Origin of the sequence: Arthrobacter ipis (assembly GCF_014694315.1) — a bacterium.
GTDB lineage: Bacteria > Actinomycetota > Actinomycetes > Actinomycetales > Micrococcaceae > Arthrobacter > Arthrobacter ipis.
Map to the genome: position 1 here is coordinate 16,754 of NZ_JAAOXD010000004.1, position 20,544 is coordinate 37,297.

Sequence of the window (20,544 nt, forward strand, 5' to 3'; positions counted from 1 at the left end):
GTGCGAGGTGCACGCTGGCTACTTGCCCCAGCAGACCTTGGCGGCCTCGGACGTTGTGATGCTCTTGACGCCGTCGACGGCCTTGTCCGTGACCAGCTCTACGCCGGTGTTGAAGAAGTCCAGTCCTGCTGAATTGGCTGGCTTCTGGCCGGTCTTGGCGAGGTCAACGATGGCCTTGACGCCGAGTTCCGCCATCTTGACCGGGTACTGCTGGGCGGTGGCACCAATGACGCCGGCCTTGACGTTGTTGACGCCGGAGCAGCCGCCATCCACGGAAACCACCAGGACGTCCTTTTCCTTGCCGGCGGCCTTGAGTGCCTCGAAGGCGCCTGCCGCGGCAGGTTCGTTTATGGTGTAGACAACATTGATGTTCGGGTTCTTGGCCAGGAGAGTCTCCATGGCGGTCCGGCCGCCATCCTCGGCGCCCTGGGTTGCCTGGCTGCCCACGATCTCGTAGTCGCCGCCCTTGCCGCCGGTGTACTTGCCGGTCTTGGCCTCGTCACCGTTCTTCTTCTTGTCCGCGGTGTCGATGCCGAGGCCGCTGAGGAAGCCCTGGTCCCGGTTGTAGTCCACGGAGACGACCTTGTCGTCGAACAGGTCCAGCAGCGCGATGGTGGCCTTCTTTCCGCCAAGCTGCGCGGCGGTCCACTTGCCGATCAATTCACCGGCGGCAAAGTTGTCCGTGGCGAAGGTGATGTCGGCGGCGTCAGCGGGGTCCGGCGGAGTGTCCAGGGCGATGACGAACAGGCCGGCGTCCTTGGCCTTCTTCAGTGCATCGACAACCGAAGGGCCGTTGGGCGTGATCAGGATGCCTTTGTCGCCCTTGGAAATTGCGTTTTCGATCGCCTGGATCTGCGTCTCTTCGTCGCCGTCGGCCTTACCGGCTGCGAGCTTCAGGTCCACGCCGTCGGCTTCGGCGGCCTTCTTTGCGCCGTCCTGCATGGAAACGAAGAACGGGTTCGACGTGGTCTTCACGATGAGGGACACGCCGACCTTCTCGGCCGACGAGCTTCCGGCTGACGAGGTGCTCGGGGAACTCCCGCCGCAAGCGGTGAGGCTGAGCGTGCCGAGGGTCAGCACGGCACCGATGGCAAGCAGGCGGTGGGTGACTGTCCGCGGGGCTTTGGAACTCAACATTGAATCTCCTGGTTTCGTGGCACTTCTGGTGCCTGACAACGATGTCATGCATCATGTAATCAAGATCACAAGGTACAGTCAAGAGAAATTCGATGATGAAGGACCAAGGAATGACAACGATGTCTAATCGTTACCAGCCTGAGACAACAAAGAACCGCCCCACTATGCGGCACGTCGCTGCACTGGCCGGCGTCGGAATCAAGACCGTCTCGCGGGTGATGAACGATGAGCCCGGGGTGTCCGAGGCAACCCGCCAGCGCGTACTCGGCGCCTCCCAGCAGCTCAATTACCAGCTGGACATGGCAGCGGGAAGCCTTCGCCGGGCCGGCCGCCAGACTCTTTCCATCGGTCTCCTGCTGCCAAGTGTGTCCAACCCCTTTAGCGGTGAGATTCACCGCGCCCTGGAGGATGCCCTGACCGCCCGAGGTATTGCGGTCTTCGCGGCCAGCCTGGACGACGACCCCGAACGAGAGAAGGCATTGGTCGCCGCTTTCCTGGGCAGGCGTGTGGATGGACTGGTCCTGACGCCTATCGCCAAGAGCCAGTCCTACGTCATTCCGGAGCATTCACGGGATCTGCCCATGGTCTTCATTGACCGCGAACCCGTCGGTATCGAGGCGGACGCCGTGGTGACGGACAACGCGGTGGGAGCTGCCAGAGCCGCCGCCCACCTGATCGCGCGGGGTCACACGAAGCTTGCCTATCTGGGCGACCGCACCGACATCCAGACGGCCCGGGAACGCCGGCGCGGCTTCATCGAAGAACTGGGCAGGGCAGGCATCCCCACGTCCGTGGTCCCTGTGCGCGAAGGCCTCCACGACGAGGAGTCCGCGCGCAAGGCGGCGGTTGAGCTGCTCAGCTCCGAGGACCCGCCCACGGCCATCTTCTCCAGCCAGAACCTCGTCACATTCGGAGTGATGCGCGCCCTGAAGGAACTCGGCGTAAGCAGGAAAGTGGCACTCGTGGGGTTCGACGACTTTACCCTCGCGGACATGATGGACCCCGGAATTACCGTCATCGCGCAGCACCCCGAGAGGATCGGAAAGCTCGCCGCCGGGCGGCTCTTGGCGCGGATCGACGGCGACTACAGCGCCCCGACAACGTACGTCGTTCCCACAGAACTCATTGAGCGCGGATCAGGTGAACTCCGCCCGGCGCGCTGAGCCGGCCGACCTTCGTGGCACCACGATTTCAAACCACCCATACCTAACCTTCAAGAGGGGAAAACCATGACGAAAACGCTGTACGCAGAATTCACCGTCAAGCCCGGCAGCGAAAACCGGGTCGCGGAAATGATGCGCGAACTGACCGAGCACGTCCGCCGGGAGCCGGGCAACCAGCTGTTCCTGCCGTACACCCGGGAAACCAACCCCCGGGAGTACTTCGTCTTCGAGGTGTACGACGGCGATGCCGCCTTCCAAGAGCACATCAGCGCAGATTACGGCGCCCGGTTCAACGCGGAGCTAGCGGACCACATCGAGGAGGACGGCTCCGTGCTGACCTGGCTCCAGCCGGTCCAGTAGTTCGCCGGTATCCCGCACGAAGAAGGCCGGTGTCCGCAGGTTCTGCAGACACCGGCCTTTCGTACGCTGACCTTCTTCGACGCCGGCCCTTACTTCCTGTTCTTGGCCGGCGCTTGCGCTGCCAGGAACATGGACTGGCTGAGCGGCGTGACAGTCAGCGACTTCAGCCGGGCCGTTCCCCCTTCGGCGAAGAGCGCCACCTGATTGGCAACCTGCTGTGAAAGGACCCGTTCCGGGAAGACCTGGTCCGTGATGGTCCGCAGGCCGTTCTGCGCAAACACCTCCACCGAGGACCTGTCGACGTAGATCCGCAGCGTCACGTTGCCGCTGGCGTCCACGGCCACGGGGGCGGAGTCAACCGAGACGAAGAGCGGGTGGAAGTCCGTCCTGCCGGAGTTGCTCCGGTCGACGTACACCTCTCCGGTTGCCTTGTCGTATCCGATGACGGTGGACTTGCTGCCGTTCCCCAGTACAGTGATCCCGGCCCTGGCCGCTGAACCGGGGGCAAAGGTCACGTCGATCCGCTGCACATCGCCCGAAGCCGCAGGCGGCAGCACGTGGGTGCCGGCCGGAATGTTCCGCGCCCGCTTTTCGGCGTAGCTTTCCTTCCCGGCGAGGCCATCCACCTGCTGGACTGCCTTTTGCGTCAGGCGCGGACCGCTGGCCGTCTGCGTCAGGGCCACTTCGCGCGGCAGGGACATGGCGCTGCGCCATGGCGAGGTTGGAATGTTGTTGGCGTAGTCCCAGTTGTTCATCCAGCCGAGCATGGTCCGCTTGCTCTGCGGCATGTTGTTGAAGGACACGGACGCGTAGTAGTCCCGGCCGTAGTCCAGCCAGTCGTAGGTCTGCACCCGCGGCGTGGCCGGCCGTGGCGAGGCAACAAACTCGTCTGCCAGGATGTGGCCCCAGCCGAAGCGGTTGTTGTCCACCACCCGGATGCTGGCCTGCCGCCCCCTAAACTCAGAAACGTTCCACGACGCCCAGTCCAAAACCTCGCTGTTGGCCCCGGTGGCCGTCCGGACCACCTTTCCGTCCACCACGAGGTTGACGGTGGTCTCGTCGGAACGGGGCACGGCGGCCTGGTCCGTCAGCATGACATGGTCCAGGGTCAGGTGTCCCCAGCCGCCGGTGGCCTGGTCCACGATCCGGAGCTGTGCCTGCTGCCCTGCGAATTCGGACACGTCCCAGCCCTTCCAGTTCAGGGCGCCCGCGTCATCGCCGGCGAGGCTGCGCACCACGTTCCCGTTCACCAAAAGCTGGACTTCCAGCGTCTGCCCTGAGCCCGCCGCGCGATGTCCGCCGCCCACCAGCATGCTCATGAAGTCCCGGTTCACCGTGAACGACGGCGACGTCAGGGTTCCCTGCCTGTCGTCGCCGGGCGCTCCTCCCGTGTCGAATGTGTTGATCCGCTTGGCGCCGATGTAGAAGTCCCCGCCGGAGGTAGACGGCTGGAACGCCGGTGCCAGATCCCCGGTTCCCGTCCACCCGGCGTCGGCCAGCGTGGAGGCGTCCGGTACCTCAAAGCCGCTGAACAGCAGGTCCCCGGGCGGCGGGGTGTTGTCCAGCTTGTCCGAGACACGCGGATGCTGTCCGCCGCCCACGAGGAAGTTGAGGTAATCGCTGGCCACGGTGAACTGCGGCGAGTTCATTGAGCCCACCGGCCAGTCGCCGTCGTTGAATGAATTGATCAGACCGGCGCCGGCAAAGCCGGCGACGCCGTTCTGCCCGGGGAGGGTGCCGGCCGCGGGTGCCCCGGCGAAGGGCCCGTCCTTGGGGTTGCCGGGCTCGTTGCTCACTGTCCAGCCGTTGTACGTGCCGTCGTTAAAACCCGCCAGGGGAGTGCCCGCGGGCAGTGCGTCGCTGGCCTTCGTGGTTTCCGACGTGAAGGTGGTGCCGTCAAAGTTGCCCACGAAGTACTGCCCGGCGGAGCCTCCCGCCACGCCTCCCGGGTTGATGTTGACCACCATCACCCATTTGACGTTCGCAGGGTCGCCGTCGACAGCCAGCGGGAACAGGTCGGGGCATTCCCAGAGCCCGCCCGTGGCATTCGCCGGGCCGAATTCGCTGAGCTGCGTCCAGTCCTTGAGGTTGCCGGACTTGTACAGCACCACCTTGTGCTCGGTGGCCTCAACAGCGGCCATCACCCAGTAGCCACCTCCGCCGGGGGAGTCGTACCAGAACACCTTCGGGTCGCGGAAGTTCGCCGAGTTGCGGTTGAGCACCGGGTTGCCGCTGTACTTGGTCCAGGTCTTCCCCTCGTCCAGGCTGTACGCGAGGGATTGGGCCTGCAGCCCCTTATAGGGCGAGGCGTCCTTGTAGGCGCTGGTGAAGATGGCCACCAGCGGAGGGTTCTCTGCCGTGCCGAGTCCGGAACTGTTGTTTTTGTCTACCACGACGCTGCCGGAGAAGATGTCCTGCTGGTCGTCTGTGGCGATGGCCAGCGGCTGCTCCTTCCAGTGCACCAGGTCTGTTGACGTGGCATGGCCCCAGGACATGTTGCCCCACTGGTTGCCGGACGGATTGTGCTGGTAGTAGAGGTGGTAGACGCCCTTGTAGAACACCATTCCGTTGGGATCGTTCATCCAGTTCTGCTGTGGCGTGTAGTGGTAGGCCGGCCGGAACTGCTCGTCGCCGGAGGTACCGGCCGCCGTCGCTGTTCCGGTTCCGGCCAGTACCGAGGCCAGGCTGAGACCTGCCACGGTCAGCGCGGTACATAGCTGTAGTCTGCCGAATTTTCTCTGGTGCATAGTGCTGGTATCGCCCTTCATCGCGCGTGCCTTCTGCCGTCCCCCTAATTGATGGCAGGTAGACAACGTTGTCAGTGACTGGAACGCTAGGGGATGTCCGCAAGACAAGTCAACGGGTTCGACGGCGGCGAATAGGCGTGGTGCGTTAAGCCCTCACAACCTTTGTGCGTTGGAATCACGGCGCCGCTGTCGGCCCAATTGGGGCGCGCTGGCCAGGCGTGGTTGGCGATAACTCACCACGGCGGGCGATCTAGACACCGTTGTCGGTGCCTACCGAGGGGTGGGCGTGGCGGGCCCCGAGGGCAGCCTTCGGCCGCCGGAGTTCCCGGGGCACCGTTGCTAGGGTGGGATCATGAAACGCAGCCTCCTCGCCCTGTCCATGCTTCCTGTTGTTGTCCTGCTGGCTGGCTGCGCCCAGGCCGAGGAGGCAGCCCAGAACGCGGCAAGCTCGGCGGTCTCCCAGGTTGCCAATGCCGCGGCCGGGCAGGTAAAGGGACAGATCTGCAACTTGGTTGAAGACGGCCTGGTCAGCGCCTCGGACAAGGCGGCACTCGCGGGCCTTGTGGCCGGCGCCGAGACCGCTGGAGTCCCCGCCGAAATCACCGGACCCCTCAAGGCGATCGCCCAGGCCGGCGACCAGGTTCCGAGCGATTCTGTCCGTGAACTTCAGAAGGCCTGCACTGCCGCCTGAGACCTGGCCGCGGTGGGAGGCTCGGCCGGGCCTGATCACGAGTAAGCCCACGACACCCACCAGGCTCTCTGTCCGGGACAGCCACCGTAGCCTGCAATAATCGGAACCAGCAGTTGCGGGGGTGCTGAAACGGCCGGCCGCAACGGGCAGCAGCGTTAGTTTCGGGCCGATTACAGCAGACGAGGCGGATATATGAAGGCTCCCAGCCAGCAGCACGCGACTTCCCCTGAAACACCTTCCCCGGAAACCACTGACACTGAGCGCTCGCCCTCGGAAGCGCCTGCGGGCAACGGAATGCCGGTGACCAACACCGCCGTCAATCCCGAGCTGCTGCGGTGGCTGGCGGAGGCGTACGGCGTTGGCACGTCCTACCAGGGGTGGGACGGGGAGCCGCATGACGTAGCGGCCGGCACCCTGATCCGCGTCCTTGCGGCGCTGGGAGTCGACGCCCGCACGGACCAGCTTATCGAGCACGAGCTGGCCGAGGCGGAACTGGCGCCATGGCGCCGGATGCTGCCGCCCGCCGTCGTAATTCAGGAAGGCACGCCGGGGCAGGTGAGCGTCCATGTTCCGCACGGTTCGCCGGTCAGGATGTGGGCCGTCACCGAGGACGGGCGCGAGCTGGAGGCTGTCCAGGAGGACGTCTGGGTGGAGCCCCGCGAGGTGGACGGCACTCTGACCGGCCGGGCCACCTTTGCCGTGCCCCAGAACACCGGCCTGGGGTGGCACACCCTGCGTGCCGAGGCGGCCGGAGTGGTTGCGGAGGCCACGCTGGTGGTGACTCCCGCCCGGCTGTCCACGGCGGCCGACCTGGAGCAGCGCCGGGGCTGGGGGCTGGCGACGCAGCTTTACTCCGTCCGTTCCAAGCGGTCCTGGGGTGTGGGCGATTTTGCCGATCTCGCCGAGCTCGCAGCTGTGGCCGGAGCGCGCGGGGCCGACTACGTGCTGGTCAATCCGCTGCATGCGGCCGATCCCGTGCCGCCCCTGGAACCGTCCCCGTATTCACCGTCCACCCGCCGGTTCTTCAACCCGCTGTACCTGCGGATCGAGGCCATTCCGGAACTGCCCTACCTGAAGCCGAAGAAGCAGTCCCTGGTCCACAGCCTCATGAAGCAGGCGCGGAAGCTGAACAAGGACGCCATCCGGCTTGACCGGGACAAGGCTTACTCCGCCAAGCTGGCCGCGCTGGAGCTGATCTTTGGTGTACGCCGTTCGCCGTCCCGGCGGCTCGCGTTTGAGGACTACTGCCGCCGGGCCGGCGCGGGCCTGGATGACTTTGCCCTTTGGTGCGCGCTCCGCGAGGATCTCGACGCCGATGACCCTTTTTGGACCGACCCAGCGGCTGCGCTCGGCTCGCCTTTGGCGGAGAAGCTCAGGGGCGAGCTGGCCGAACGGATTGAGTTCCACTGCTGGCTGCAGTGGCTCTGCGACGAGCAGCTCGAATCCGCGCAGCAGGCCGCGCGCAACGCCGGCATGCGCCTCGGCGTGGTGAACGACCTTGCAGTCGGCGTGGACCTCCGGAGCTCCGATGCCTGGACGCTGCAGGGCGTCCTCGCTCCCGGCGTCAGCGTCGGCGCGCCGCCGGACATGTACAACCAGCTGGGGCAGGACTGGCACCAGCCGCCATGGCACCCCACCCGTCTTGCCGAGGCAGGCTACAAGCCGTTCCGGGAGATGCTCGCAACGGTGCTGCGGCATTCGGGCGGAATCCGGGTGGACCACATCCTCGGCTTCTTCAGGCTCTGGTGGGTGCCGGAAGGGAACTCGCCGGTGGACGGCGCCTACGTCCGGTTCGACCACGACGCCATGATCGGCATCCTCGCCCTGGAGGCTCACCGTGCCGGCGCCGTGGTGATCGGCGAGGACCTGGGCACCTTCGAGCCGTGGGTCCGGGATTACCTCGCAGCGCGGGGCATCCTGGGCACCTCGATCCTGTGGTTCGAGAACGACGGCGACGCCCCGCTGCCGCCCGAACGGTACCGGCTGCAGGCCCTCTCCAGCGTGAACACGCACGACCTGCCGCCTACCGCCGGCTACCTCGCCGGCGACCACGTGACGCTCCGCAACGCGCTGGGCCTGCTGGAGCGTTCTGCGGAGGAGGAGCGCCTGGAGCACAATGCCAAGCTGGAAAAAATGATGGACCTGCTCCGGCAGCGCGGCCTCCTTTCGACCAGCGACGCCGGCTCGGAACAGGAACGCATCGAGGCGCTGCACCGACTGCTCGCGCAGACCCCGTCCGTACTTCTCGGGGTGGCCCTCGTGGACGCGGTCGGCGAACGGAGGGTTCAGAACCAGCCCGGAACCACGTCGGCCCAGTACCCCAACTGGCAGGTGCCCCTAGCCAACTCCGACGGCGATTCAGTGCTGATCGACAGCCTTGAGGACGACGACAGGTTCAACTCTTTGCTCACTGCGGTCGAGGAGGCCATGCGGGCCTGAGCCCAGGCGGCCGCTGCCCGGATGGCAGTGACGCGGGGCTACTGCATGGCTGGCAGTAGCCCCGTGCGGCCTAGCCGGCCGTGATGACGTGCGTGGTGTGGCTGTAACGGAAGGTGACCGGCCCGCCGTCGTGATTCAGCACGATATTGGAACCGTCCGGCGCGCCGTCCTGGCCGTAGTTTTCGTCCCAGGAGCCGTTAATAGCGGCCTTGAATTCGTACTGCCCGGCCGGAAGGTCTGCCGTGAGTTTCCACTGGCGGTCCGCCGGATCAAAGGCCATGAACGCCGCCTGACACCCGGGCTGCCAGTCATCCGGGCACCCCATCTCACTGTTCAGGCTTCCCGCCACAGTGACCGATTCGGGCTGTGGTGCGGCGCCCACGACCACCGTCCGGACATTGCTTACCACGTTCGATCCGTCCAGCCTCGCCCGGTACTTCACATCGGTACCGTCGGCGAGGCCCAGGGCGGCCAGGTCGTCCATAACCGTGTACGCCGGCGACGAATCATCGCCGGAGCCGATGGCTGTCCACCCCCCGCCCGCGGCGCTGCGCTCAAACCGCACCACGTGGCTGGCCTTCTCCGGGTCCGCCGTGGCAACCACTTCCACGTTCCCCTGGACGGTGCTGCCCTCGGCCGGTTGCTGGATGGTCAGCACCGGGTCCGGTACCACGGCGGATCGGGAAGCGCTGACAGACGTGCGGCCGGCATTATCCAGGACGACGGCCCGGTACTCCACAGCAGTGCCGGGATCCAGCACCGACACGTCGTGCAAGACCCGGTAGGGTGCGGTGTCATCGGTGCCCACGCGCCCCCACTTGCCGCCCGGCGTCCGCGCCTCAAAGGTGACCTCGTAGAACGAATTGCCGTCGACGTCGGCCGTCACCTGGATGCGGCCGTTATCCCCGGCGGCCGCGGCGGTAGCCGCAGCCGAAAGGGGGGCCTGCAGCGCGACGGTGGGCGCTGTCTTCTCGCGGGGAATCCGGCCGGAGGACTGGTAGACGACGGCGGACAATGGCGGCACGGTGACCGTCAGCTTGCCGTCGGCTGAGGTCCTGGTGTTTTCGGCGGCGTCGCCATAGATGAGGCTGTAATTGCGTTTGGAAATGTAGGTGGGAACAGCCGCGGTCTGCGGTTCCTCGCTGTTGTTTAGTGCCACCACGTACTCGCGCTGGTCCTTGGCATCGATGCGCGAAAACGCGTAGATGCCGGTCCCGTCCGAAGCGTACCGGTGCTGGTGGGCGCCGTCGCGCAGGGCGGGGTGCTCCTTGGTCAGCTGAGCGAGTTCGCGGATCTTGGCATAGAGGGGATGCCCGGTGTTGAAGTTGTCGGTGGCGTGGGTGGCGTCCGTGCCGAGCAGGTCGTCGTCGAGATAGTCGGGCACCTTGCTGGCGAACAGGGTCTGGCGGGCGTCCTGGTCCCCGCCGGGCCCAGTGAAGCCCTGCTCGTCGCCGTAGTAGACCACTGGGTTTCCGCGGGACAAGTACATCAGCTCGTGGGCGAGTTCGTCTCGTGCCACGCGTTCGGCGTCGTCCGCGTCCGGATTGTCGGTGCTGATGAAGCTGCCGATCCGGCCCATGTCGTGGTTCCCCAGGAACGTGGGCAGTTGGTACACGTTGGAATCGGACAATGTTTCTAAAGCACACGCTAATATTCAAGGCATGGAACCGGATACCAAGAAGACCAAGGCCGTTGGCTACCTGCGGCAGAGCAAGAGGAAGCTCGACAGCATCAGCTTTGACATCCAGCAGTCAGCTATTGAGGATCATTGTCGCCGGAACAATCTGGAGCTTGTTGCCGTGCATGGTGATCAGGGGATCTCAGGGCTCAAGGGCGTGGACCAGCGTCCAGGTATGCAGGCAGCACTAGAAGACCTCAAGACCGGCAAGGCTAGCGTCCTCGTCGTGTGGAAGTTCTCTCGTGTATCGAGGAACCGTCTTCACCAGGCGATGATCCTCCAGGAACTGAAGGACCTGCGCGCAGGCATCCAGGCAGCGACCGAGCCGATCGATACCTCATCTGCGGCAGGTCAGTTCGGGATGGATGTCCTGCTCTCACTGGCGCAGATGGAGGCTACTCAGAGGGCCGAGGTCTGGAAGGAATCGCACAACCATCGTCTGCGTCGAGGCCTCCACCCGCATCACCGCCAGTTCTTCGGCTACGACAGAGACAAGGACAAGGGATACATCCCCAACGCTGATGCCGAGCTTGTCCGGGAGGCGTATCGGAAGTACATCGCAGGTGCCGGATTTAAGAGCATTGCGTATTTCCTGCAGGAAGCTGGCAGCACACAGCACGGTCGCTCATGGATGGCCGTCAACGTCCAGCGAATGCTCGACAATCCCGTCTACTCGGGCAAGGTCAGGTTCGGCGGCGAAGAACACGCAGGAGCCCATGAAGCCATCATCAGTGAGGACACGTGGGCTGCTTATCGAAAGGCGAGAGCCGACCGGGCCTCTGTCCCTCCACGCACGAAGTCCAATGGCTATTGGCTGTCCGGGGTCATCTTCTGCGGCAGTTGCGGCTCAGCAATGGGAGTCAATTACGGCGGCAAGAAGATCGCTTATCGCATGTGTAATGCCAGGCGGCGAGGTTCCTCTATCTGTGGGGGAAACTCCATCCAGCAGGATGTCATCGATGACTACGTGGCCCTGTATCTCTACGGGTGGATGGAGCGCCTCGCCGGAGAGCTTCCTTCAGAGGATGAGGCCCTGGAGGCTGCACGGTCTGCTGTGGCCACAGCAGAGGTAGCTCTGGATGCTGCGAAGAAGGAGCGTGCTGGTCTTCAGTTGATGGCGGTGCGTCTCAGCTGGACTGATGAGGAAGTGAAAGACGCTCTGGTCGAGGTCGCACGGTCGATCCAGGACGCGCAAGATCAGTTGGACCTTGCTCGCGCCAACCTGGGCGGGTTCAGGTCCCCACAGGATGATCTAGGCCAGATTCAGCGTGGCTTGGAGTTGCTCGGCGAAGGGCAGCAGGGTACCGAACAGTGGAATGCTGCCGTCAAGCGCACTGTGGGACGTATTGTGATCGCCCCGAAGGCAGAGGGTCTCACGGCATGGGAGAGGATCTCAGTCGTCAGCTGAAAACAAAAGAAGCTCCGAGACTCGGATTGGAGACGAGTCTCGAAGCTTCTCTTGCAACAAGGAACCATGATGGCAAAATCATGCGCCTGTCAAGACCAGGGAGAAAGGACAAAAAACCTGACTTGATGTTTCAATTATGGCGTGCCGTCTGCTGCAGTGACACTCGATGGGAGGCCCAGGATCTCGCGGGCCTGCGCCACCAGTGCTGACTTCTTGTTGTACTTGCCAAGCTTCTCTACGACCTCAGCAAGGACTGCAAGATCTTCAGCAGAGAGGCCAACCTTGGCTGACGTCGACCGCTGAGAGACATAGTGCTTGCGGCAGAGGCCGCGAACATAGGAGTTGCGGTCGCACCCAGCAGCGGAGCAGAGCGGGTTGTTGGCTTCGCGCTCTTCCTCATAGTGCCCGCGGCACTTGCCCTTAGAGTAGATCGCCTTCTCGCAGCCGTCTTCGCTGCAAGTGGTGGGCTTGGTCTCGGTCTCAGCAGTCATTTCAGTTCCTCAGTTCCTGGTTGTCGTTGGTGACAGTTCAAATCTGCCGCTCTTGACAGAGGAAGGGAACAATGCTACTCAACACTACTCAGGCCACCGGTCGTCCTGTGGGCTCTCCGTTTCCTTGACCCCTTGCAAGGACCTACCCAAGCGGGCACGGAGTCACCAGGCCAACGATTCTGGTCTCCTGGGCAGGTTAGTGGCCACAAGCCGGTGTAGATCAAAACGGGCCCGGTTGCCTTTGTTTGCAAGGGTTTACCTATAGGAAACTTTTTGATCCACAACTATATTTCTGTGGTGGAGGGAAATGCATGTATGCCGTAAGGCGTGGTCCGACCGGGGGGCGGGGTCTCACCCGGGCGCCCTCAGGTCGTCAAGACCAGCAGGTCGTCGCTTCAACAGCTACCCGCCGCCCGGCGCCACCGTCCCCGACCGGGTGCGGCGACCTACGTCCTCGATAGAATGAGGCGAACCACATGCCTATAACTGAAGATCGATCACGCCAAGCAGAGGTCGGCTGTCTCATACCCGAGATAGCCGGCCTTTGTCGTATGACCAGGCAGCAGGTACATACAGTACCGCGCCATGATCCAGCAGGTACACGGTCTACCGGCATGGTGCCTGGCTGGTACCGGGTAGGTGGTATCCAGCAGGTGATAGGTGCCGTGAGCGCGCGCCGCTGCCCCTGGATAGGGGTGCCTTCACACTACCCATTGCGCTAAGGACCAGAAGGACCACTGTTTTTCAGGAACTAGGTTGTTCAGAATCCATACCCTCTCTATGGGCTCTTTACTCTCTCTATTTTTTTCTTCAGCAACTTCCAGAAAAAGACTGGTCCTTATGGTCCTTGAGGTAGAAACCCTTGCAAACAAAGGCATCGGGAGCCCTTCCCAAGGACCGGAGCCACTGGTCCCAGGACCGGTCCTTGGTCCTTGAAGGACCAGTTCCTCTCAGTCGAACCTTGGATCAGCAGCAGTTGAAGCTTCAAGGACCACTTCCAGGAGTGGGTCTTTTGGTCCCAAGGACCAGTCAAGGACCAGGTCGTTTGGTCCTCTTTAGCGTGTGATCGGCGTCACGCTGACACAGGCCTCCCATGCGTTTTACAGCCACAGAACTCTCACGGCATGATTTAAACATCAGCTCGACACGAGCTAACCACAAGGAACTCAGGAAGCTTCAGGAACCCTACGGGGATCCTGGGGCTTCTTGTCGTTAAAGGAGAAATTCATGGACCTCGACCAGCTACGACAGCCGGGAGCACGGCCCCTCAATCTGTACCAGGTATGCAGCCTACTCGGCCTGGCGCGTACCGGATCGGCTGCGGTCTACCGCCTCTGTCTGAGAGGCAAGCTCGACTGGATCGTCACCCCGGATGACCGGATCCTCATCACAGCAGAGTCCCTCGTCCGGTACATCGATGAGCGCGATGCAGGCAAATGAGGAAGGGCCCGATCTGAGTAAACAGACCGAGCCCTAAGCCCTCACCACAAGGAAAAAAGGAAGCCAACCACCCCAACAAAAATGAAAGGTTCCAGTGTCAATTGTATCGCCTCTCGGCTTCCTGGACCGTGGCTGGAAGATCTTCCCTTGCCACAGCATCACTGATGGCAAGTGCACCTGCGGCAAGAAAGACTGCGGCAGCCCCGGCAAGCACCCTCGCACTCGGCAGGGCGTATCGGACGCCTCCAACGATCCGGCAGTTGTAGATGAATGGTCCCGCAACTGGGCCGATAAGGGGATCAACTGGGCCCTCGCAACTGGTAGTGAGTCCAACGTCATTGTCATCGACATTGACCAGAAGTCTGGTGGCTTCGGCTCCTTCGACGAGTACGAGACCAAGCGTAATAGCGAGCTCCCGAAGACCCTTACATCCCGGACCGGCGGCAACGGACGCCATCTGTTTTTCTCATACCCCGCTGGGCTCACGGTCCCTAACCGCGTCAACTGGCTTACCAGCGTCGACGTCCGCTCCGACGGTGGCTATGTGATCCTCGCGCCTGGAACTCACATCTCTGGTGGTTCCTACCAGTGGCACAACGACCTGCCTCTCGTCGAGATGCCCGCTGATGTCGCCCAGGACATCATCTTCAAGCGTGGCGGTGCAGAGTCCAGCGCCCCTGAGATGGATCTCACTGACGTCGCCGGTATCTTCGAGGGCCTCAGCGAGGGCAAACGGGATGACACTCTCTTCCGCTGGGCCTGCCGGCTTCGCCGCCAGCACGCAGGTGACGCCGATGGAGGCCTCCAGGCTGTCACTCTGCTCGTCATGGCAGCCGCACAGAAGGCCAACTTCCCCGCGGCCGAAGCCAAGAAGTGCATCGAGTCTGCTTTCAAGCAGGATCACACTGACGAGCTTGAAGAGCTTGAGCTGCGCAGCCTGGATGAGATCGGCTTCCGCGACAGGTTTCTGGACGTGCACGGCAGTCACCTCCGCTACCGGACGGACACCGGGGACTGGGTGGACTCCACTGTTGAGGGAACCCACTGGGCCGTAGCAGTCCAGGAAGACATCGACGAGCTCTGTGAAGATGTCGCTGAACTCCTGCTGAGGGAAAAAGCTGTGGTCGCAGACCCTGACACCCAAAAGAAATACGACAAGGCGATCACGCAGTCCCGGTCGGCAGCTGGTCTGGCGAACATCGAGCGCCTGGCACGGAAGTCCTCCAAGGTGAAGCGTACGGCGGAAGAGTTTGACACCTCCTTCACGTCTGTTGCAACCCCTGCTGGAGTCCTGGACTTGACCACCGGTGCTGTTGAGCCCTTCAACCCGAAGAAGCACGACCACACCAGGATCACCAAGGCCTCCTACAACCCCGATGCCCGTCCTGGTCGTTGGAACAGCTACATCACCACCGCCATCCCGGATGACGAGATGCGCGAAGCAGTCCAGATCGCCGGAGGCTACTCGCTGACTGGCCTCATCAAGGAAGAGGTTCTCTTCCAAGTGATTGGTCCGAAGGCATCCGGCAAGTCCGTTCTGCTGAGGTCCTTCGGTCTCTTCGGGGATCTGGCGGGTACTGCGCAGGTTAGCTCCTTCTTCGGTCGAGAAGATCCGGCGCCGCTTGAGGTTGCACGGATGCATGGTGTCCACCACCTCTCCCTGTCGGAGATCAAGGACACGGCTAAGTGGAACGCGGCGTTTACAAAGCGAGCAACAGGCGGCGACAAGCTCACTGGGCGGGAACACTACAAGCAGTCGTTTGACTTCACCCCACGGTTCAAGCTGTGGATGGTGGCGAACTTCCTGCCTGAAGGTCTGGACGACGCTCTGATCCGGCGCATCTTCCGCATCGAGTTCCCACACACCATCCCGGTGACTGAGCGGGATCTTTCCCTCAAGGATGACCTGGACCGAGACCCTGCCTTGATGGAGGAAGCCTTCTCCTGGTGGGTACAAGGAGCGATCAAGTACTTCGAACGCGGAGGTCTTCTCACTCCTGCATCTGTGGTTGATGCACGGGCTGCAATGGAGGAAGAGACAGACCTGGTCAGCAGGTTCGCAGATGAGTGCCTCGAACTGGATGAGGACTACTACATCCACCCGAAAACCCTCACAGCAGCGATCAGGCGCTGGAACACGGCCGGTCAGGGAGCTCCAGAACTTTCAGCCGACAAGGTGAGGTCACTCATCGGTGAAGTCAACAGTCGGCTGCGGTCTCGTCCCACTGGCAGTGATGTTCGACCAATCACGGCTGATGGGAAAAAGGGTCCTCGCCATATCCCCGGCTTCCGCCTGGCAGACACCTTCTGGGTCGAGAACTTCATCACCCTCAACAGCCTGGAATCCCGGCAGTACGCCGGCACCCACTAACCCTCACCACCTGAAAGGACATGACCATGGCTTTTACCCCCATCGAGAAGTCCGCCTACTGGCGAGATCGACTGAACGACAAGACCGACCCCCGTGCTGAGCGCATCCGCTGGTACCTGCTGATCCGAGATACCGAGAAGCTGGCCGAAGAGACCGGCCTCGGGCTCGGCGGCGTCTGGGGCTACATCCACGAAGGGGACTACGAGGCCGCTCGCGACCTCCTCGACTTGATGATCGAAACGGAGTCCTGAGTTGCCTCAGCAAGAGACCTTCTGGGTCTATGGCCACCCGATCACACACGATTCCCTGCTGAACATCAAGCTCTCAGACGGCCACGACGCTATCGACGGCTGCCGGTGGTGCACCCCGACTGTCGAGATATCTCCGCAGGCACCCCAGCTGGCGCTCGTCACCGCGACCCACACGCCCGAATGCCCCATCACCAACAAGGAGAACTAACCCCATGTCTCGAATGAAAATCGCCTGGCATCTCAGCGCTGGAGATCTCATCCGCCCCGACGACAAGCTGACTGTGCACTCGGTCCTGGACGTGACCCCTCTGGTCTGGGGGAACATCATCGCCGTCAAACTGCGCGACCTGGCTGACAGCAGTGAGGAAACGCGCCTCTTCCACTGGACCCAGCAGTTCACCCTCTACAAGATCCAGGGGTCTTGCTAGTCCCTCCTGCGGAGAACCACCCCGCTTGGGACCACGACCGACTGCCTGACCCCATCACACTCCACATTCACTACCAGAAGGGATACCTCTGCGTTGACCAAGTCCAAGAAACCAATCCGGCAGCTTGAGGCGGGCGACCGCTTCAAGCTCGGCAGCTCGCAGGTCGAAGTGATCTCCTGCAAGCCGAAAAACATGAGGATCTCGTACCTGGAACTCAAGTTCCTCAAAAGCGGTCACCACGAAATCCGCACGTTTGTCTCGCACCATGTCATCGAAATCAAGCAGGAGACGAAATGACACAGCAGCCCCTCTCCCGTTCAGAGCTCAAGGAGCTCCTGCAGCGCAAGATCGAAGGCATCGAAGAGCCTCCCCAGGACGACGAGAACGAGCAGCAGCAGCAGCCAGCATCAGCAACCGGTGGAACCCCTGCCGGACTGAACGAAGACACTCTCCTGCTAGGCCTGGCGAGCAAGCTCGGCTTCGACGCCACCACCATGAACACCATCACCTCCCGCGACCGCGGCATCGACAACCCCCTGTAACGAAAAGGAATCCCCTCATGTACGACTCCCTCTCTGTCCTCAACGCCTTCTTCCGCTCCATCGACACCGTGACTGCTGGTGGTGCTGCCAAGGTCAGCGACACCTTCACCGGCATCCGCAACCGCTTCGAGCAGGTGACGGCCGTCTCTGAGACTGCCGCTATCGGCAAGCTTTCTGACTTCGTCCTGGAAGGCTCCGGCAAGAAGCCGCTGGACGTTGAGAACCTGGTTACCCTTGCCCTGGGTGAGGTCGCGGCTGACGCCCAGGCCCGCGCTGAAGTCCGGCAGCGTGTTGCCGGTCAGGTCCTCGCAACTCTTCGCAGCGAGTACAAGGAAACCTCTGCCGAAGCGAACCTGGTCCGTCTCGGAGACGTCCTGACCGAGGCTGCCGAAAACCTGGAAAGTGCAGTCCAGCTGTGCGATCCGGATCTCATTCCGGAGCGGGTCATCGCTATCGAGGACAACGAGCAGCGCAAGGCGTGGAACGATGCCCCTCGCCTCAACTTCCTGGTTGAAGAAGCCCTCACATCGCTGGCAGCCGCTGCCGAACTGCTCGGCATCCAGCCGACAAGTGAGAACCTCTTTCATCTCGTCGTAGATGCCACCCACCTTGAGCGCAAGCGCCCTGTCTTCACGGTATGGGACGGCGAGTGTGGCCGTGCAGGACGGTTCGCAGCCCTGCTGCAGATGGGAGCCCGCATCGCGCCGGTCGAGTCCCTGGAAGAGTTCCGGAACCGTGCTGCCGAGCAGGGTCGCCCTGGTCCCCTGGAAACCCGGTATGTCCGCGGAACAGACGGCTTCGGCGGCTCCCGTCCGATCACGGTCGATCCCGATTCCCCGGACTACGAAGAGCAGGTTGCTCTGAGCTACACAGTCCTCTAGATCCCTCACGGAGGGTCGCCGGTGAAAGCCGGCGGCCCTTCTTCTCTAGCTGAAAGGCTCCAATGGAAGTCAAGAAGAATCCGCGCAACACCACCGAGTGGCAGAAGCGCACCAGGGCGATGAAGGCCTACGCCAAGAAGAACAACCTGCCGTGCTGGATCTGTGGTGAGGCAATCCTCTTCGACGTGGAATACACCCACCCGCTGTCATTCACTGCCGACCATGAAGAAGAGCTGGCAGCAGGTGGATCACTCCTGCGCGGTGCGAAGCTCCACCCGGCCCACCGCTCTTGCAACAGCAAGCGGAGCAACACCAGGGAAGCCCGAGAACGCCAGGGGCGCACAGTAGCTCCTACCAAGCGCAAGGTAGTGACTCACCGGCTCGGGAATGTCTCCGAGAGGGACTTCACAGCCGTAGCCCCGAACAAGAAGGCCAAGCCTGACCGCTACCGCACCCGCACTGGTGTCCTGACCACGATTGACTGGGACGGCACAAGCACTCCCCTCTACCGAAAGTAAAGAAGAGCCCCGAGCGCAATGCTCGGGGCTCTTCCCCTTTCCCCCTCAGAAAGTCTTGTTACACCACCATGGAGTTCATCCTGCGAGCGACTGCCGACGCGTATCCCTCCGGGTCCAGCGCGGGCATGGAAAAGTTGATGTTCGTCCCGGCGCCGAGGGGGCCAGAGGCAGACGAGCCTGCGTTTCCTCCGAAAGCAGCGAGGTCTGGGAATGCCTTGGGAGGCTTCACGGACGGCAGGGAGACCATGTTCTCCATAGAGTTCTTGATCTTCCCCTCCATCTTGTCAACACCGAGGATCAGACCCTCACCGATGTTGACGCCATAGCCCTTGAATACCCTCGACGGAGAGTGGATCCCCAGGGCCTGCTCGAACGGCCCACGGATCGCGGCAGGGACGATGTTCAGGATCGCCCGGCCGATGGACCCCATCATGGAGCCGATACCGTCGATCAGACCCTGGATGATGTTCTTACCAATGCCGACGAGCCAGCCTCCAGCGCCGGCAAGTGCGCCGGTCACCTTCCCGGGAATATCCCGGATAAAGCCCATCATGCCGCCGATGCCGTTCGACACGCCGGTCTTGATTCCCGACCAGGCAGAGTCCAGGTGGCCCTTCATCCCATTCCAGATCCCCTCCCAGATGCCCTTGATGACACCGGTCACGTTCTGGATGTTCAGCTTCACTACAGTGATCGCGCCCGAGACGATGCTCTTGATGACACCCCACACACCCTGGAGGATGTTCTTGATACCGTTCCAGACACCGTTCCAGTCGCCCTTGATAAGGGCCGTAACCGTCTGAATGATGGACTTCATGATTCCCATCGCACCGGTCACGACGCTGACGACTGTCTTGAACACAGTGCTGAAGACAGGCATGAGGCCCCTCACGACCGGCGTCAGGGTAGTGATGAGGGCGTTGACCAGCGGCTGAATGGCGGACCAGACACCCACAAACCCCGCGCCGAACCTCTGGAGTATTGGCTGCATGGAACTGATCAGCGGTCCGATCATCCCTATGCCGGTAGACAGTCCGTTGACTGCTCCGGTGATAGCTGGCTTCATGGCGTCCAGGACGACCATCAGACCGGAGTTGATCGTCGCATTCAGGTTGCCGAGAGCACCCTCGAAGGTCTTCGTCGACTGGGCCGCTTCTACAGCGACAGGGCTTGAGCCGAGCTTCAGCAGGGAGGCATTGAACTCCTGGGCAGTGATCTCACCCTTTGACATGGCGTCGCGGAAGTTGCCTGTGTAAGCGCCTGAAGCCTGGAGAGCCTTCTGCAGCTGACCTGCGCCGCCAGGAATGGCATCGGCGAGCTGGTTCCAGTTCTCAGTCGTAAGCTTGCCGGCTCCAGCAGTCTGGGTCATCACCATGGCAACGGACTTGAAGGTGTCGGCGTTACCACCGGCGACAGCGTTCAGGTTGCCTGCTGCTGTCGTCAGACCTGTGTAGTTCTTGACGCCGTTGGAGGCGAGCTGGGCCATCATGTTCTGGATGGTCGGCAGGTCATAGACCGTCTGGTCGGCGTAGCCCTTCGCGGCCTTGGTGGCTGCGTCGATCTCCTTGGTGCTGAGACCGGCAAAGCTGAGGGAAGCCTTGAACTTGTCGGCGGCGTCAGACGCGCTGGCGGCTTCTTCTACGAAGGGACTAAAGACAGCTGCTGCGGCACCGACTGCTGCACCGGCAAGGCCTCCCTTGATGAGACCGCCCATCACGCCGGACATAAAGCCGCCGCTGGCTGACTTGCCTGTCTTGGACCCTGCCTGGGCTCCAACGCCGTCGACGCTGCTGAACGCCCGACGGATTTCGCCGGACAAGCCCGACGTGTTGAGACTGACTGAGATGAATGCGGTGCCGAGTTCGGCGGCCATGGGTGCTCCTTGAGGGGAATGAGGTGAGTTCCCCTACTCGCAGAGATGGTCCGTCCGCGAGGAGGGCGTTAAACGAAAGAACCCCTTGCCTCAGCGGCAGGGGGTTCCCTCATCCATTTTAGCGAG

Annotated in this window: 18 protein-coding genes and 1 pseudogene; 14 read left to right on the forward strand and 5 right to left on the reverse strand. The window is 62.5% G+C overall.

Annotated features, from left to right (window positions below; translation table 11 throughout):
• Positions 1 to 18 precede the first annotated feature (18 nt).
• Complete coding sequence (locus G9E11_RS12120; protein WP_190606075.1) at positions 19 to 1,137, reverse strand: substrate-binding domain-containing protein; 1,119 nt, start codon at positions 1,135 to 1,137, stop codon at positions 19 to 21.
• Positions 1,138 to 1,301: 164 nt separating this feature from the next.
• Here G9E11_RS12120 and G9E11_RS12125 point away from each other — a divergent pair, with 164 nt between their 5' ends.
• Both G9E11_RS12125 and G9E11_RS12130 read left to right on the forward strand, forming a co-directional pair.
• Entirely contained in the window at positions 1,302 to 2,300 is a 999-nt protein-coding gene (locus G9E11_RS12125; RefSeq protein WP_190607032.1) for a LacI family DNA-binding transcriptional regulator, read from the forward strand.
• A gap of 66 nt (positions 2,301 to 2,366) precedes the next feature.
• Positions 2,367 to 2,660 (forward strand): putative quinol monooxygenase, encoded by a 294-nt coding sequence (locus G9E11_RS12130; protein WP_190606077.1) that lies wholly within the window; start codon positions 2,367 to 2,369, stop codon positions 2,658 to 2,660.
• An 89-nt stretch (positions 2,661 to 2,749) separates the two neighbouring features.
• Here G9E11_RS12130 and G9E11_RS12135 read toward each other — a convergent pair whose 3' ends face one another.
• Positions 2,750 to 5,428 carry a GH32 C-terminal domain-containing protein gene (locus G9E11_RS12135; RefSeq protein WP_190606079.1) on the reverse strand — a complete coding sequence of 893 codons (2,679 nt, stop codon included), beginning with the start codon at positions 5,426 to 5,428 and terminating at the stop codon, positions 2,750 to 2,752.
• A gap of 331 nt (positions 5,429 to 5,759) precedes the next feature.
• On the opposite strand from G9E11_RS12135, the gene G9E11_RS12140 reads away from it, so the two are divergent.
• Positions 5,760 to 6,098, forward strand: coding sequence for a hypothetical protein (locus G9E11_RS12140; protein WP_190606081.1), 339 nt, complete (start codon positions 5,760 to 5,762; stop codon positions 6,096 to 6,098).
• A gap of 192 nt (positions 6,099 to 6,290) precedes the next feature.
• Positions 6,291 to 8,537 (forward strand): 4-alpha-glucanotransferase, encoded by a 2,247-nt coding sequence (malQ, locus tag G9E11_RS12145; RefSeq protein WP_190606084.1) that lies wholly within the window; start codon positions 6,291 to 6,293, stop codon positions 8,535 to 8,537.
• A gap of 70 nt (positions 8,538 to 8,607) precedes the next feature.
• Here malQ and G9E11_RS12150 read toward each other — a convergent pair.
• A pseudogene (locus tag G9E11_RS12150) lies at positions 8,608 to 10,170 on the reverse strand (pullulanase X25 domain-containing protein); the annotation flags it as partial.
• Between the two features lie 28 nt (positions 10,171 to 10,198).
• Here G9E11_RS12150 and G9E11_RS12155 point away from each other — a divergent pair.
• Entirely contained in the window at positions 10,199 to 11,623 is a 1,425-nt protein-coding gene (locus G9E11_RS12155) for a recombinase family protein (protein ID WP_190606086.1), read from the forward strand.
• 134 nt (positions 11,624 to 11,757) lie between these two features.
• Here the strand turns inward: G9E11_RS12155 and G9E11_RS12160 are convergent, their stop codons facing one another.
• The gene (locus G9E11_RS12160; RefSeq protein WP_190606088.1) at positions 11,758 to 12,114 is read right to left on the reverse strand and encodes a hypothetical protein; all 357 of its coding nucleotides are present in this window, start codon (positions 12,112 to 12,114) and stop codon (positions 11,758 to 11,760) included.
• Positions 12,115 to 13,341: 1,227 nt separating this feature from the next.
• Here G9E11_RS12160 and G9E11_RS12165 point away from each other — a divergent pair.
• The 9 genes from G9E11_RS12165 (at position 13,342) to G9E11_RS12205 (ending at position 18,545) form a co-directional block, all read left to right on the forward strand.
• Complete coding sequence (locus G9E11_RS12165; protein WP_190606090.1) at positions 13,342 to 13,554, forward strand: hypothetical protein; 213 nt, start codon at positions 13,342 to 13,344, stop codon at positions 13,552 to 13,554.
• A 94-nt stretch (positions 13,555 to 13,648) separates the two neighbouring features.
• Positions 13,649 to 15,925 carry a phage/plasmid primase, P4 family gene (locus G9E11_RS12170; RefSeq protein ID WP_190606092.1) on the forward strand — a complete coding sequence of 759 codons (2,277 nt, stop codon included), beginning with the start codon at positions 13,649 to 13,651 and terminating at the stop codon, positions 15,923 to 15,925.
• A 26-nt stretch (positions 15,926 to 15,951) separates the two neighbouring features.
• Entirely contained in the window at positions 15,952 to 16,176 is a 225-nt protein-coding gene (locus G9E11_RS12175) for a hypothetical protein (protein WP_190606094.1), read from the forward strand.
• Between the two features lies 1 nt (position 16,177).
• Positions 16,178 to 16,384 (forward strand): hypothetical protein, encoded by a 207-nt coding sequence (locus tag G9E11_RS12180; protein ID WP_190606097.1) that lies wholly within the window; start codon positions 16,178 to 16,180, stop codon positions 16,382 to 16,384.
• Positions 16,385 to 16,388: 4 nt separating this feature from the next.
• On the forward strand, positions 16,389 to 16,604 hold the full coding sequence (locus tag G9E11_RS12185) for a hypothetical protein (protein WP_190606100.1): 216 nt from the start codon (positions 16,389 to 16,391) through the stop codon (positions 16,602 to 16,604).
• 93 nt (positions 16,605 to 16,697) lie between these two features.
• On the forward strand, positions 16,698 to 16,901 hold the full coding sequence (locus tag G9E11_RS12190) for a hypothetical protein (protein WP_190606102.1): 204 nt from the start codon (positions 16,698 to 16,700) through the stop codon (positions 16,899 to 16,901).
• Positions 16,898 to 17,146, forward strand: a complete 249-nt coding sequence (locus G9E11_RS12195) for a hypothetical protein (RefSeq protein ID WP_190606104.1) — start codon at positions 16,898 to 16,900, stop codon at positions 17,144 to 17,146. Before G9E11_RS12190 ends, G9E11_RS12195 begins: the two co-directional genes overlap by 4 nt.
• 17 nt (positions 17,147 to 17,163) lie before the next feature.
• Positions 17,164 to 18,027, forward strand: coding sequence for a hypothetical protein (locus G9E11_RS12200; protein ID WP_190606105.1), 864 nt, complete (start codon positions 17,164 to 17,166; stop codon positions 18,025 to 18,027).
• A 62-nt stretch (positions 18,028 to 18,089) separates the two neighbouring features.
• Positions 18,090 to 18,545, forward strand: a complete 456-nt coding sequence (locus G9E11_RS12205) for a hypothetical protein (protein WP_190606107.1) — start codon at positions 18,090 to 18,092, stop codon at positions 18,543 to 18,545.
• 58 nt (positions 18,546 to 18,603) lie between these two features.
• On the opposite strand, the gene G9E11_RS12210 is transcribed toward G9E11_RS12205, so the two are convergent.
• Entirely contained in the window at positions 18,604 to 20,418 is a 1,815-nt protein-coding gene (locus tag G9E11_RS12210; RefSeq protein ID WP_203219249.1) for a tape measure protein, read from the reverse strand.
• Between the last annotated feature and the right edge of the window lie 126 nt (positions 20,419 to 20,544).

Bases quoted from the DNA above. Each gene is read 5' to 3' on its own strand.
- G9E11_RS12165 (WP_190606090.1), top strand. From the start codon at position 13,342: ATGGACCTCGACCAGCTACGACAGCCGGGAGCACGGCCCCTCAATCTG.
- G9E11_RS12205 (WP_190606107.1), top strand. From the start codon at position 18,090: ATGGAAGTCAAGAAGAATCCGCGCAACACCACCGAGTGGCAGAAGCGC.
- G9E11_RS12160 (WP_190606088.1), bottom strand. From the start codon at position 12,114: ATGACTGCTGAGACCGAGACCAAGCCCACCACTTGCAGCGAAGACGGC.
- G9E11_RS12125 (WP_190607032.1), top strand. From the start codon at position 1,302: ATGCGGCACGTCGCTGCACTGGCCGGCGTCGGAATCAAGACCGTCTCG.
- G9E11_RS12140 (WP_190606081.1), top strand. From the start codon at position 5,760: ATGAAACGCAGCCTCCTCGCCCTGTCCATGCTTCCTGTTGTTGTCCTG.
- G9E11_RS12200 (WP_190606105.1), top strand. From the start codon at position 17,164: ATGTACGACTCCCTCTCTGTCCTCAACGCCTTCTTCCGCTCCATCGAC.
- G9E11_RS12195 (WP_190606104.1), top strand. From the start codon at position 16,898: ATGACACAGCAGCCCCTCTCCCGTTCAGAGCTCAAGGAGCTCCTGCAG.
- G9E11_RS12210 (WP_203219249.1), bottom strand. From the start codon at position 20,418: ATGGCCGCCGAACTCGGCACCGCATTCATCTCAGTCAGTCTCAACACG.
- G9E11_RS12175 (WP_190606094.1), top strand. From the start codon at position 15,952: ATGGCTTTTACCCCCATCGAGAAGTCCGCCTACTGGCGAGATCGACTG.
- G9E11_RS12185 (WP_190606100.1), top strand. From the start codon at position 16,389: ATGTCTCGAATGAAAATCGCCTGGCATCTCAGCGCTGGAGATCTCATC.
- G9E11_RS12130 (WP_190606077.1), top strand. From the start codon at position 2,367: ATGACGAAAACGCTGTACGCAGAATTCACCGTCAAGCCCGGCAGCGAA.
- G9E11_RS12135 (WP_190606079.1), bottom strand. From the start codon at position 5,428: ATGAAGGGCGATACCAGCACTATGCACCAGAGAAAATTCGGCAGACTA.
- G9E11_RS12120 (WP_190606075.1), bottom strand. From the start codon at position 1,137: ATGTTGAGTTCCAAAGCCCCGCGGACAGTCACCCACCGCCTGCTTGCC.
- G9E11_RS12155 (WP_190606086.1), top strand. From the start codon at position 10,199: ATGGAACCGGATACCAAGAAGACCAAGGCCGTTGGCTACCTGCGGCAG.
- malQ (WP_190606084.1), top strand. From the start codon at position 6,291: ATGAAGGCTCCCAGCCAGCAGCACGCGACTTCCCCTGAAACACCTTCC.